Source organism: Pseudomonas sp. Tn43 (genome assembly GCF_014192635.1).
Lineage (GTDB): Bacteria > Pseudomonadota > Gammaproteobacteria > Pseudomonadales > Pseudomonadaceae > Aquipseudomonas.
In genome coordinates, this window is record NZ_JACHYG010000002.1 from 402,141 (window position 1) to 414,963 (window position 12,823).

At 59.0% G+C, this 12,823-nt stretch carries 11 protein-coding genes; 6 read left to right on the plus strand and 5 right to left on the minus strand.

Annotation, left to right across the window (positions count from 1 at the left end; all coding sequences use genetic code 11):
- Window positions 1-6 precede the first annotated feature (6 nt).
- On the plus strand, window positions 7-270 hold the full coding sequence (locus tag FHW68_RS06125) for an acyl carrier protein (protein WP_183679350.1): 264 nt from the start codon (window positions 7-9) through the stop codon (window positions 268-270).
- Window positions 271-307: 37 nt separating this feature from the next.
- Here the strand turns inward: FHW68_RS06125 and FHW68_RS06130 are convergent, their stop codons facing one another.
- Window positions 308-874, minus strand: coding sequence for a phosphoribosyltransferase family protein (locus FHW68_RS06130; RefSeq protein ID WP_183679352.1), 567 nt, complete (start codon window positions 872-874; stop codon window positions 308-310).
- A gap of 253 nt (window positions 875-1,127) precedes the next feature.
- Between FHW68_RS06130 and FHW68_RS06135 the strand changes: the two genes are divergently transcribed.
- Window positions 1,128-1,823, plus strand: a complete 696-nt coding sequence (locus FHW68_RS06135) for a phosphoribosyltransferase (protein WP_183679932.1) — start codon at window positions 1,128-1,130, stop codon at window positions 1,821-1,823.
- A 1-nt stretch (window position 1,824) separates the two neighbouring features.
- A complete protein-coding gene (locus FHW68_RS06140; RefSeq protein WP_183679354.1) occupies window positions 1,825-2,502 on the plus strand; it encodes a dienelactone hydrolase family protein in 678 nt (225 codons plus the stop codon).
- 6 nt (window positions 2,503-2,508) lie between these two features.
- On the opposite strand, the gene FHW68_RS06145 is transcribed toward FHW68_RS06140, so the two are convergent.
- Window positions 2,509-3,876 (minus strand): erythromycin esterase family protein, encoded by a 1,368-nt coding sequence (locus FHW68_RS06145; RefSeq protein WP_183679356.1) that lies wholly within the window; start codon window positions 3,874-3,876, stop codon window positions 2,509-2,511.
- Window positions 3,877-4,034: 158 nt separating this feature from the next.
- A complete protein-coding gene (locus FHW68_RS06150) occupies window positions 4,035-4,577 on the minus strand; it encodes an Hsp20/alpha crystallin family protein (protein ID WP_183679358.1) in 543 nt (180 codons plus the stop codon).
- Window positions 4,578-4,804: 227 nt separating this feature from the next.
- Here FHW68_RS06150 and FHW68_RS06155 point away from each other — a divergent pair, with 227 nt between their 5' ends.
- Window positions 4,805-7,084 (plus strand): heavy metal translocating P-type ATPase, encoded by a 2,280-nt coding sequence (locus FHW68_RS06155; RefSeq protein WP_183679360.1) that lies wholly within the window; start codon window positions 4,805-4,807, stop codon window positions 7,082-7,084.
- 10 nt (window positions 7,085-7,094) lie between these two features.
- Here the strand turns inward: FHW68_RS06155 and FHW68_RS06160 are convergent, their stop codons facing one another.
- The gene (locus FHW68_RS06160; RefSeq protein WP_095631279.1) at window positions 7,095-7,520 is read right to left on the minus strand and encodes a potassium channel family protein; all 426 of its coding nucleotides are present in this window, start codon (window positions 7,518-7,520) and stop codon (window positions 7,095-7,097) included.
- Window positions 7,521-7,568: 48 nt separating this feature from the next.
- Window positions 7,569-8,216, minus strand: coding sequence for a BON domain-containing protein (locus FHW68_RS06165; protein WP_095631278.1), 648 nt, complete (start codon window positions 8,214-8,216; stop codon window positions 7,569-7,571).
- A 290-nt stretch (window positions 8,217-8,506) separates the two neighbouring features.
- Here FHW68_RS06165 and FHW68_RS06170 point away from each other — a divergent pair, with 290 nt between their 5' ends.
- Both FHW68_RS06170 and FHW68_RS06175 read left to right on the plus strand, forming a co-directional pair.
- The gene (locus FHW68_RS06170; protein WP_095631331.1) at window positions 8,507-9,895 is read left to right on the plus strand and encodes an MBL fold metallo-hydrolase RNA specificity domain-containing protein; all 1,389 of its coding nucleotides are present in this window, start codon (window positions 8,507-8,509) and stop codon (window positions 9,893-9,895) included.
- Between the two features lie 44 nt (window positions 9,896-9,939).
- A complete protein-coding gene (locus FHW68_RS06175; RefSeq protein ID WP_221217040.1) occupies window positions 9,940-12,780 on the plus strand; it encodes a cation-translocating P-type ATPase in 2,841 nt (946 codons plus the stop codon).
- The last annotated feature ends 43 nt before the right edge of the window (window positions 12,781-12,823 follow it).

The following is a 12,823-nucleotide window of genomic DNA, read 5'->3' on the forward strand; positions in this document are numbered from 1 at the left end:
AAGCCTATGGACCCGCTATTGGTACGCAATCAGGTGTTGAGCGCCTTGAAGAGCATCGCTCCTGAAATCGAGCCTGAGCAATTACACAGTGACCGGTCGCTACGCGAGGAGGTTGATCTGGACTCGATGGACTGGCTTCGCCTCATCGAAGCCCTGCATCGGAGTCTGGGCATTGTCATCCCTGAAACCGATTACCAACAGGTGGATACCCTGGACAAACTTGTCGCCTATCTGATGCAAAAAGGTCAACCCAGTGAGCAGGCACCTTGAAACCCCTTGGTCAGTTATCCCTTGGTCAGTTGCACCGTCAGCGGGCGGCGCCATGACGCAGCACTTCAATGCAAAACTCCATTTCATAGGGCGGCACGTTGCATTCGACGATGTCATGGGCGGCCACTTGCAGGTGCACGCCGACAATATCGGCATGGATCGGCTGCTGGCAGACATGCCGGTCGACCAGTACCGCCGTATAGACCCGGCGAGCACCCAGTTGCGCCAGGTACGCGCAAGTGCGCAGGAGCGAGTGGCCTTCAAACAGCACGTCATCGACAACCAGCAGGGTGGTATTGGCAAGGTCCAGCGTGTTGAGAAGCGGGTTCTCGGTCAGTGCCGTATGTGCATGCAGCACCTTGAGGTCATCGGCATAGCGCTTGACCTTCAACGGGTAGAGAGGCAGCTCTGGCTGGCCGGTCTGACGTGACAGATGTTGCCGTAAACGCTGTGCCAGAGGCTCGCCGCGGCGCTGGATGCCAACCACTGCCGCTTGTGCAGGCGGTAACAGGGTTGCGGCCTGGCGCGCCATCGCCTGCAGCACCGAATCGAGTTCATCGCTGTCGTACAAACGCAACCGCTGATTCGCAGGCAGGTCAGGCATGGCAGCCTCCCATCCAGAGCCGGTGAGTGAATCATAGCGTAAGGGGCTGTGTGGGGCATGCGCCTGGGAGGCCCAGTGGACAGCCTTGCGCGGGGACTTGATAAAAATCAACAACAAGGAGACTTCAGGAGCGGAATCTAAACTGAAGATGATGTTTGATTCAGTGAAGACGTGATGGCTGTCCACAGACTGGAGAAGTCAGGGTGGTGTAATACGAGCCGACACGCGTGATCGTCCGGGGAGGTTTCAAGTGATTCGGAATTCCTCATCGCAAACCATCTTGCGCGACCGGGTTGATGCCGGTCGAAGACTGGTAGAACCGTTGCTCAAATACGCTCATCGACCCGATGTCATCGTTCTCGCCTTGCCCCGTGGCGGCGTGCCGGTGGCCTATGAAATTGCCACGGCCCTGAAGATTCGCCTCGACCTGATGCTGGTCCGCAAGCTCGGGGTGCCCTCTCATGAGGAGTTCGCCATGGGCGCAATTGCCAGTGGCGGCATACAAATCGTCAATGAGGAGGCGCTGCGGGCGAACCGTATCGATCAGCGCACACTCGATAACGTGGTCGCACGGGAAACGCAGGAGTTGTTGCGTCGCGAGCGTGCCTACCGCGGGACGCGGGCGCCGGTGCAACTCAAGGATCAGGTGGTGATTCTGGTCGACGACGGCCTGGCGACCGGGGCCTCTATGATGGCGGCGATACGCGCGGTGCGCCTGCAATCACCGTCGCGTATCGTCGTTGCGGTGCCGGTGGCACCGCTCGATACGCTCGAAGCCCTGTATAGCGAAGTCGATGAGGTGATCTGCCCGCTGATTCCTGAGTGGATGATGTCGATTGGTTATTGGTACATGAACTTTTCCCAGACCTCGGACGATGAAGTTATCGATCTTTTGCATCGGGCCTGGCACAGAGAATCCGGCGGGAGTGTTCCCGGTCAGGAGGATTGAAATGATTGAGGCTCGCTATCGAAAGCTGGACCTGGGGGACGTGGCGCTGTCTGCTGACTTGCGCCTGCCCAAGAACGCTGTCGGCCTGGTGGTCTTCGTCCATGGCAGCGGCAGCAGTCGTTCAAGCCCGCGTAATCAACACGTTGCCGAGTCTTTGGCCAGGCGGAGGCTGGGTACCTTACTGTTCGACCTGCTCACGGAACCAGAGCAATACCTGGATAACCAGACCCGGGAACTGCGTTTCGACATCGAACTACTTTCCAGACGACTGGTGAAGGTAATCGACTGGATTGGCCAGGATGCAGAACTGCAACAGCTTCGGATCGGATTGTTCGGCGCCAGCACCGGTGCCGCTGCGGCGCTAAGGGCAGCGGCCGATCGTGCGGACCGGGTGCATGCCGTGGTGAGCCGGGGAGGGCGGACCGACCTTGCAGGTGCGGCGCTGGCCCGCGTGAAGGCGCCGACCCTGCAAATTGTCGGTGAGCAGGATCCGATAGTGATCGATTTGAATGTGCAAAGCAGTCATGCCTTGCGGTGTGAGAAACGTCTGGAAGTCGTGCCGGGCGCTACGCATCTTTTTGAAGAAAAAGGCGCGCTTGAAACCGTCGCCAGGCTGGCTGGCGACTGGTTCGAGCGGTATCTGCACGGTGGTGGTCCAGTGTCGACCTCCACCGGTTGATGCTTGTCAGACGCCAAATGGAAAGGTTTCGTCTTCCGGTTCCAGCGTCTGGCTTTTTGGCAAGGGCAAGGCCGTCACCGGTTGCGTCTGTTCAATCCAGACCATGGCGTCGAATTGTTCGGCCAGCACCGCCTCGAAGTAGTGACTGCTGCGTTCGGTTTCGGGGCGATAAATCACCCCGATGGCCCGCTCCAGCAGCGGTTCGGACAGGGCTCGACGCAGGTCTTTTCGCTGCGGATCTCGCCAGTCGGTCAATGAAGCCGGCACGCCGGCCTTGAGGAACTGACGCTCCCAACTGTCTGGACGAGATGGCCGAACGTCCTTGATGAGCATCTCCCCATCCCAGTCATCGGCCGCGGCCACTTGGCCACGGTCGGTGCTCATGCCGATCAGCACGACATCGCGCCCATAGGCACTGCGGCACAGCTGCCCGATATTGAACTGCCCCCTCCAGCCCATCTGCGTGGCGGCCGCATTGCCAATATGCGAGTTGTGCGCCCACACCACGGCTTTGGCTTGAGGGCCCCGGTGCTCAAGCAGCGCCTGTAATGTGTCGAACATATGCCGGTCACGCAGGTTCCAGGAGGCGGTCGAACCTCGATAAATCGCGCGGTAATACTGTTCCGCCGCCCGGACGACCCGGGCGTTTTGCGTTGCATCGAAGAACGCCTCATCGTCCTGGATAAGCCCGGCCAATTGTTCGGCGAGCATGGCATTGAGTTGCTCGACCACCGCATGCTCGCAAGGCATTACACCGTCGCGTTCGACAAAGTGGCCGTACAGCGCAGGATCATCCTGCCAAGGCGTCAAACAGCCATAGCGCCGCCGAGCTTCGTGTGCCAGCTGCGGGTCGACTCGGTCCAGATAACTCAGCACTTCATGGATCGAGTTGCGCAAACTGTAAACGTCGAGGCCGCGAAACTCGACGCGGCGTTCAGGCGCATGTTGATGGTTGTACTGATGCAGCCAGTGGGCGAACGCTTGCACATCGGTATTGCGCCACATCCAGGTGGGGAACCGGCTGAAGATGTGCCGTGTCCACGCCGAATGCGCCAACCCTCGGGCATAACGGTCAACATGGCCTGCGTCTGGCCAGTCGGCTTCAACGGCAACAATGTTGAACCCGTGCTGCTCGATCAGTCGTTGGGTGATCGCCGCCCGGGTTCGATAGAAATCGCTGGTGCCATGGCTGGCTTCTCCGATCATCACCACGCGCGCATCCGCGTAGCGGTCGAACATTTCACCCAATGCGGCCGAATTCAGTTCCGGCAAGGGTTCGGCGTACTGACGCAGGAGCGGGGCGATGGAGGCCTCGTCAATGTGCGTATGCGCGCCATAAAGTGTGTTCAGCCTGTCTTGGGAAGGTGTGTTCATGAACGTCACCCCATAAAGGCGGGTTGGCCGTCGTGCCATGCGGCGCGGTATTCACGTCGACTGTCAGGGGCCGCACTGACTTGCACTGTTTGATCTATTTTCACAAGGATAAAAAGCCCCTCGGCGGTTTCCCGACAAGGGGCAGGACGGTCGGGCGATCAGTCGGCCTTGATCGGCACGACTTTATCCGCCTGCATGGCCTCAGGCTTTTTCGGCAGCGAGACCTTCAGCACGCCTTTGTTGAAACTCGCTTCGATCTTCTCGGCGTCGACGCCTTTGGGCAGGTTGAACATCCGCTCGAAGGAACCATAGCTACGCTCGTTGAGGTAATAGCCCTTCCTTTTCTCTTCTTTCTCCTCTTTCTTTTCGCCTTTGATGATCAGGCTGCCGTTGGACAGTTTGATCTCGATGTTCTTCTGATCCATGCCGGGCAATTCGGCAGTGACTTCGAAGCTTTTGTCATTCTCGGTGATGTCTACCGCAGGCATTCCGCGGCCTGACAGCTCTCGGCGCCACAGAGGGTCTACATCGAATAACCCACGGCTGAATGGCGACAACCCTGAACCGTGATGGAAGTCTTCAAACAAGTGATCCACCTGTTGGCGAAGCTTTTCCAAGGGCCGCCACAGATCGGTTGTCGATGGGCGCAGAGCGGTTTTTTCTTCGGTTTTCACGGGGACTTTTTTCGCAGAGTCGGTCATTTCGTTTCTCCACTGAGTGAATAGCAGATACGGCGGTGTGAACGCTGACTCTTAATCTCTACGTGAATGGCCAAAGCCAGTTTGATCCAGATCAGAAAGAGCGCAGACAGCAATGGGGGGCTGGCAGCAGCCGTTGCGCTAACGATAAATACAGACGCATTGCGGACATGCCGGCCATTGGAGTCCTAAGCTCTATCCATTCATGTCGCGTGCAGGAACTCACATCAATGCTCGGTAAGTGGCTGGACCCGGCGCTATTGCTGCTCACCACCCTGACCCTGCTGGCCGGGGGCATTGCGCAGATCGCCCAACAGTCTGACTGGGCGTCGATTTTCTGGGCCGCAGGCAGTCTGGTGATGGCTCTGGTATTGCTCGTCGAGATTGCCGGGCGCCTGGCCCGGCGCGAGGCCGGTGTCGATCTGATTGCATTGCTGTCGATTGCAGCGGCGCTGTTTTTTGAACAGACGCTGGTGGCGGCGGTGATTGCCTTGATGCTGGCGTCAGGACGCATCCTCGAGTTTTTTACCAAACAACGCGCCGAGCGCGAGCTGCGTGCGCTGGTAGACCGGGCGCCACGCTTTGCCTGGCTGCAAGAAAATGGCGATTTACGGCAGATACCGGTTGAGCAGATCCAGCCGCAGCAGACACTGCTTGTACGCTTGGGGGAGGTGGTACCGGTCGATGGCTGTCTACTCAGTTCTACCGCCGTTCTGGACGAATCGGCACTCAGCGGTGAGTCACTGCCGGTCACCCGCCAGGCAGGGGAGCAACTGCCCAGTGGCGTGACCAATGTCGGTGCGCCCATTCTACTGGCTGCCACGCGAACGGCAGCGCAGAGCACCTATGCCGGGGTGGTGCGCCTGGCCGAAGCCGCACGACGCTCGCGCGCGCCTTTCGTGCGTCTGGCCGACCGTTATGCATTGCTCTTCATTCCTCTGACATTGCTGATTGCCGGGATCGCCTGGTACATCAGTGGAGATTCTTTGCGAGCGCTGGCGGTTTTGGTGGTGGCCACACCTTGTCCTTTGATTCTGGCGGTGCCGATCGCAATCATGTCAGGTATCTCCAGAGCGGCGCGGCGCGGGATCCTGATCAAGGACGGCGTGACCCTGGAAGCGCTGGCCGGGGTCAAGCAAGTGTTTCTCGACAAGACCGGCACGCTGACCAGCGGCCATGCCCGTCTGCAGTCGATTGAAACCAACGGAGCGTTCGAACCGCAGCGCCTGCTTGGCCTGGCCGCTTCGCTGGCGCAAGCCTCGACGCACCCGATTTCCCAGGCCATTGTCACAGCGGCCTGTCAGCGTGGATTGCCGCTCAGCCTGCCGCAGGACGTTGAGGAAATTCCGGGCGCAGGTCTTAGCGGGCTGATCGATGGCCTGCGGGTGCGTTTCGGCACCTTGTCGTTCGTTCATAAAGACATGCCTGTGCCTGGCTGGGCCACAACCATGCTGCGTCACATGGATTACCTGGCGTGCAGTGGCAGTTTCATTGAAGTGGATGGGGCACTCGCCGGTTTGCTGGTTTTCTCGGACAACCTGCGTCGGGAAACCCCGCTAACCCTGCGTCGACTGCGCAACAGAGGCATCGAGCGAGTCGTCATGCTCACGGGTGATCGCCTGGAAACCGCCGAGATGATTGCGCTGTCGGCCGGTATCGACGAGCTGCGTGCCGGGTTGACCCCTGAGGATAAAGTGCGTGTGGTCCAGGAAGGCTGCCTGCGCGCCAGCACACTGATGGTGGGCGATGGCATCAACGATGCCCCCGCATTGGCGGCGGCCCATGTCGGTGTGGCGATGGGAGCCAGCGGTGCCACGGCCTCTGCGCAAGCCGCGGGGGTTGTGCTGCTGGTGGATCGCCTGGATCGCCTGGTAGAGGCGCTGGACATTGCCCGCCGAACCCGTCACATCGCCCGCCAAGGCGTGTTGGTCGGCATGGGCATGTCCTTGCTGGCCATGGTTGTGGCGGCCTTCGGTTACTTGCCGCCACTTATTGGCGCGATTGTGCAGGAAGGCATCGACGTGGTGATCATTATCAATGCCCTGCGTGCATTGATGCCGTCGCGAGGTCTGCGCCAACAGCTTGCCGGAGAGCATATCGATCGCCTGCAGGATGAACACGATCAACTCTGCGCAGTGCTGAGCGATCTGCATAAGATGGCCAACGACTTTGCCCTGCGTCCTCTTGAGCAAGCACAGGCCGACCTGGACGAACTGGTGAATAAGCTGCAAACCTCACTGGCCCGCCATGAACACGAAGATGAAAAAAACCTGTACCCGTTGCTGACGCGAAACATGCAGGGTGAGGATCCCTTGTCGGCATTGAGCCATGCCCATCGAGAGATCTTTCGCCTTATTCATGTGCTGGCGCGTATGAGCGCTGACTTCAGTGCCGACCCTGCAACGGCTTGCGCCGATGAGATTCAGCACCAGTTGATTCGTCTGGATACCCTTGTGCAACTGCACTTCGACCAAGAGGAGGAACTGTTCCGTTATCTCGACAGGCGCTAAGGGCGGAGGGTTATTTGCGCTTCCAGTACTTCTGCATTTCGATAAACAGAAAGGATGCCGTCCAGGTGATGAGCACCAGACCGGTCAGGGCCTCCAGACCCGTGAGGTACTTGAGGTTGCCCACCGGTGCAATGTCGCCGAAACCGATTGTGGTGTACGTGGTGAATGAAAAATACACGCAGTCCATCAATGAACCGTCGAAACTGCCGATCAGGCTGCCCCATTTTCCGGAGCGCACCATCAGGTGATAGACCAGCGCGAAGCACCACACCTCTATGGCATGGGCCACCAGAGCACCGAACACCCCGACGACAATCCTGAAGCGGCTCCAGAGTTTAAGCTTCGGCAGCCAGTCATTGAGGCGTAACAGGCATTCGTAGTGAATCACCACGACACTGATCACCACCAGCGTATTGATCAATGTGACCGCGAACATCATGCCCCTCCAGTGAAACGCGGCCAGTGCGATCCACAGGTCATTGACTCAGGCGAGCAGCAAATGATCTTCAACCTGCTTCACGCCGGGCACCGACCAGGCTGCACGTTCCGCGATCTTGCGTTCGCGCCACAAATGAACCCTGCCTTCAAGCTTCACGGTGTCGCCTTCGACCTTGACGTGGATCTCCTTGGCATCGACTTCGGCATTGCGTTTGAGGGCATCTTCGATACGTTGCTGGACATCGACTGCATTCACCCGCGCACGAAGGGTCAGCAGGTTGTCGATGCCGACCACTCCCGACAATTTGTGCACGGCCCGCTCCACGGTTTCTTTCTGGTATTGCCAGTCCACTTCGCCTTCAAGGGTGACCCAGCCGTTCTGCACCGTGATTTCGATGTCATCTTCGGGAACGTCTGAGCTCCACGCGATGATGTTCAAGGCCCGGGCAGCGATGGTGTCATCCGCCGTGCCAGCGTTTTTCTCTGGTCTGACCTGAATTTCTTCGGCCAGCGCGCGTACGCCCTTGATGCTTTTTACCGCGCGTTCCGCATTGATTTTCTGTATGTAGCTCTTGACGTGGCCGGAGAGGGTAACGACGCCGTTGTCCACGGTCACACCGATGTTGGCAGCATCGATACCTGGCTGGAACTCAAGCTCTTCCAGAATGCGTTGACGCAAACTCAAGTCGCTCATGGTGATGCCCTCTGTCCGATGGATGGATTGCAGCGGGCGCAAAGCCTGGCCCGATCAGGTTTTTTTACACGTGAATGGCATCAAGACATTGAGTTAAATCAACAACGCTTCTGTGGGTGCGTCCGGCTGTCACTAGCGGTCATTCATTGACAAAAATCAGAGTCCCACGGCCATCCGCCAGCTACTGTTCATCACAACCTGACATTTCCCTGCCGCCATGAACCGAGGGGAAAACCATGGATAAGCGTTTATCCGTCGGGTAAAGCGATACCTGGCATGAGGAAATGATGATGCGTATGACATTTCTCGGTGCGGCGGGCACGGTGACCGGCAGCAAGTACCTGCTGGAACATCACGACCACCATGTGCTGATCGATTGCGGTTTGTTCCAGGGCTATAAACAACTGCGTCTGCACAACTGGGACCGTTTCCAGGTACCGGTTCGCGACCTCGATGCCATCGTGCTGACCCATGCCCATCTGGATCACAGTGGCTATTTACCGGTGCTGGTGCGCAACGGTTATCGCGGGCCGGTGTATGCCACCCCCGCAACCTGTGAACTGGTGAAAATCCTGTTGCGCGACAGTGGCCGCTTGCAGGAAGAAGAAGCCGAGTTTGCCAATCGCCATGGCTTCTCCAAACACAGTCCGGCGCTGCCGCTTTATACCGAGCATGACGCCGAGCAGGCGCTCAAGCTGTTGCATCCGGTGGAGTTGCATCACCGGGTCCAGATTGTTCCGGGCATGAGCATTCTGTTGCGCTGCGCCGGGCACATACTGGGCGCCGCCACGGTGGAAGTGGTGGCCGATGGCATGACGCTGGTGTGCTCCGGGGACCTGGGGCGGCCGAACGATCCATTGATGTTCGCCCCGCAAATCATCGAGCAGACCGATTATCTGCTGGTGGAATCGACCTACGGTGACCGCCAGCACCCGGTTGAATCCCCGGAGGAGCAACTGGCTCAGGTCATCACCCGCACCGCTTTGCGCCACGGCATCACGCTGGTGCCCTCATTTGCGGTCGGACGCGCGCAATTGCTGATGTATTACCTGTACAGGCTTGTCCAGGCACGGGCGATTCCGGACCTGCCGATCTACCTCAACAGCCCCATGGCCACCGACGTTACGCGCCTTTATCAGCGTTTTCGCAGTGAACACCGCTTATCACTGCAAGAGTGCGAGGGCATGTGCCATGTCGCGCAGTTCGTGCGCTCGACCCGAGACTCAATCGAACTGGACCAGCAACGCACCCCGGCGGTGATCATCGCCGCCAGCGGCATGGCCACCGGTGGGCGCGTCCTTCATCACCTCAAGGCACTGGCCCCCAACCCGTTGAACACGTTGCTGGTGCCGGGCTTCCAGGCGGGCGGTACCCGTGGTGCGCAGATCGTCGCCGGTGCGCCATCGGTGCGTATTCATGGCAAAGACGTGCCGATCCGGGCCGAGGTGGTACCGATGCAAACGCTGTCCGCCCATGCCGATGCGGATGAAATCATGCAGTGGTTGCGCGGGTTCAAACGGCCGCCGAAACACACTTATGTGGTGCATGGGGAACCGAATGCCTCGGATGTACTGCGCCGGCGTATCAGTCTGGAACTGGGCTGGTCGGTGTCGGTGCCGGAGTACCGCGACAGTGTTGAATTAACCCCCCTCGATCAGCCCTCAAGCTCATCGCTGTGACATAAACCCCTTGGCCGGTTGTCCGGCAAGGAGCCGGGGATAAGATGAGCATGACAGTCGAGTCTGGCAGCCACACGATCACTCACCCTCACCTTGAAGACGTGGGAATGGTTGCCCGTGAGCTGGACACTGACATCGGCCTGGGCTTGTCCAGTGCACAAGCCCAGGCCCGTCTGAACCGAGACGGGCCCAATGCGTTACGGGTTCAACCGGTCAAACCCGCCTGGCATTATCTACTGGTGCAGTTTCAGGATCCGCTGGTGTATCTGCTGCTCGTCGCAGTGGCCATTACCTTGGCCATCTGGTGGCTGAGCGATAGCCGCGATTGGCCTGTTGATGCATTGGTCATCACCCTGATTGTGCTGGCTAATGCATTCCTCGGATTTTTCCAGGAAACCCGCTCACAGCGAGCTGTGGCAGCGCTGGCCAGACTGACCCAAACCTCGTCCTCCGTCATTCGCAATGGAGCCTTGACGCGTATCCCCAGTGAGCAACTGGTAGTCGGCGATCTGCTGGTGTTATCCGAAGGTGATTCGGTGGGCGCCGATGCTCGTCTTGTTCAGGCCAATGCCTTGCGGATCCTGGAAGCATCGCTGACCGGAGAAAGTGAAGCGGTCTCGAAAAACACAACGTGTTCGAGCACCGAAGTCCCTTTGGCAGAGCGCTCCAATATGGTGTTCAAAGGCACAGCCATCGCCCAGGGTTCAGGGCTCGGCATCGTCACGGCCGTTGGTATGGCGACTGAAATCGGGGCGATCGCTCATCTGCTGGACGTCACGCCCGAAGAGGTGACGCCACTGCAAAAGGAAGTACGCGCCATAGGGCGGATGCTCGGCATGGCGGTTCTGCTGATCGCGGCGGTTGTCGTTGCGGCAGTGCTGATGCTCACTGATGTTCACACGGTCGACGACGTGCTGCGGGTGCTTCTGCTGGGTGTGTCTCTGGCGGTCGCCGCGGTGCCAGAGGGGCTGCCTGCGGTTTTATCACTGGTGCTCGCATTCGGCATGCTGCGGATGGCCCGCAACAAAGCCATCATCAAGCGACTGTCTTCGGTTGAGACCCTGGGGTCTGCATCGGTCATCTGCACCGACAAGACCGGCACGCTGACCCGTTCTGAAATGACCATCCAGCAAACCATGACGGCATCAGGCAAAGGGGTCGTCAGCGGCGTCGGTTATGCCCCGCAGGGGCAGATTCACCACCAGGACCTGCCCATGAGCGGCGGCCCGGTGCACAGCGAAAATGTGCTGTTACTGCGTGGTGGAAGCCTGGCGGGCAATGCCGCGCTGGCGCAGCAGGAAGAGGGCAGCTGGGTGATTCAAGGCGATCCGACCGAGGGCGCTTTTCTGGTGGCGGAGCGCAAGCTTGATGCCCCGGTTCGCAGCACGGAACGCTTCGAGCGCGTGGCGGAAATACCCTTTACCTCTGATCGAAAAATGATGTCGGTACTGGTCATCGATCATGAGCGCAACGATGAGCGATTGCTGATCAGCAAGGGCGCGCCGGATGTGCTTCTTCAACATTGCACACACGTTCAGGTCGGCATGGATGTCGTGCCACTCACCGACGACCTGCGTGCCAAAGCCGTGGCCGATGTGAATGAATTATCGGGTGCCGCTTTGCGCACGCTGTCCGTGGCGTACCGTCCGTTGTCACCCGAAGAGGATGTCACGGCCGGTCAACCCCTTGAGAAAGCGCTGGTTTTCATCGGGACGGTCGGCATCAGTGATCCACCGCGCGAAGAAGTCGCGCCAGCCATTGCCGAGGCCCATCGGGCAGGCATCCGCATCATCATGATCACTGGCGACCATCCGCGAACGGCTGCCCGCATCGCCGAGGACCTGGGCATCATCCAGGCCGGTGGAGGGGCTTTGACCGGTGCCGACCTGGATGAACTGGACGATGCGGCCTTGGCCGAGGCGGTCAAATCGACATCTGTTTATGCACGCGTGGCGCCCTCGCATAAGCTGAGGATTGTCGACGCGCTTCAGGCGCAGGGGCATGTGGTGGCGATGACCGGGGATGGTGTGAATGATGCACCGGCACTGAAGTCAGCCGATATCGGCATTGCCATGGGCATCACCGGAACGGAGGTGACCAAGCAGGCGGGAAAAATGATTCTGGCTGATGATAACTTCGCGACCATCGTGCTGGCCGTTCGCGAAGGGCGCGGGATTCTGGACAATATCCGCAAGTTTCTTCGTTACTTGCTGTCTTCCAATATGGGGGAAGTTCTAACGGTCTTTCTTGCCGTCGTCGGTGCCGGGATTATTGGCTTGGTAGACGAGAAGGGCGGGATCATCCTGCCGCTGCTGGCCACACAGATTCTGTGGATCAACCTGATCACTGATGCGGCGCCTGCCATCGCGATGGGGCTCGATCCGCACAGTGAGGATGTGATGACACGCAGCCCGCGCAAGCCAACGGATCGAATCATCGACACAAACATGTGGAGCGGCGTGCTCCAGGTCGGTCTGGCGATGGCGTTGGCGAGTTTGCTGACGGTCGACTGGATGCTGCCTGGTGGCCTGATACCGGGCAATGAATCGCTGGTTCAGGCCCGTACGGCCTGTTTTACGGTGCTGGTATTGGCGCAACTGTTCAATGCACTGAGTGCTCGCTCGGAATCAGCCAGTGCATTCATCGGATTATTCGCCAACCAGTGGCTCTGGGGTGCAATAGTCTTGGCGATGACCTTGCAGATTGCCGTGGTGCACTGGCCACCACTGAACAAGGCTTTCAATACGAGTGCATTGACGCTGGGCCAGTGGGGCCTGTGTTTTGCTATGGCCAGCACAGTTTTCTGGTTCAGTGAATTGCGCAAACTTGTGTTGCGTTTAAGCAGCCCGTGGCGAGAAAAGAACCTGTGCCAGAAATTGTCCTGAGTTTGCTGGCCCGGCTCAGCGCCCGACAGCCGTGTCCGAGCGA

Coding starts and splice junctions, on each gene's coding strand:
- FHW68_RS06155 (WP_183679360.1), top strand. CDS start 4,805: ATGCTCGGTAAGTGGCTGGACCCGGCGCTATTGCTGCTCACCACCCTG.
- FHW68_RS06175 (WP_221217040.1), top strand. CDS start 9,940: ATGAGCATGACAGTCGAGTCTGGCAGCCACACGATCACTCACCCTCAC.
- FHW68_RS06165 (WP_095631278.1), bottom strand. CDS start 8,216: ATGAGCGACTTGAGTTTGCGTCAACGCATTCTGGAAGAGCTTGAGTTC.
- FHW68_RS06170 (WP_095631331.1), top strand. CDS start 8,507: ATGCGTATGACATTTCTCGGTGCGGCGGGCACGGTGACCGGCAGCAAG.
- FHW68_RS06160 (WP_095631279.1), bottom strand. CDS start 7,520: ATGTTCGCGGTCACATTGATCAATACGCTGGTGGTGATCAGTGTCGTG.
- FHW68_RS06130 (WP_183679352.1), bottom strand. CDS start 874: ATGCCTGACCTGCCTGCGAATCAGCGGTTGCGTTTGTACGACAGCGAT.
- FHW68_RS06125 (WP_183679350.1), top strand. CDS start 7: ATGGACCCGCTATTGGTACGCAATCAGGTGTTGAGCGCCTTGAAGAGC.
- FHW68_RS06140 (WP_183679354.1), top strand. CDS start 1,825: ATGATTGAGGCTCGCTATCGAAAGCTGGACCTGGGGGACGTGGCGCTG.
- FHW68_RS06150 (WP_183679358.1), bottom strand. CDS start 4,577: ATGACCGACTCTGCGAAAAAAGTCCCCGTGAAAACCGAAGAAAAAACC.
- FHW68_RS06145 (WP_183679356.1), bottom strand. CDS start 3,876: ATGAACACACCTTCCCAAGACAGGCTGAACACACTTTATGGCGCGCAT.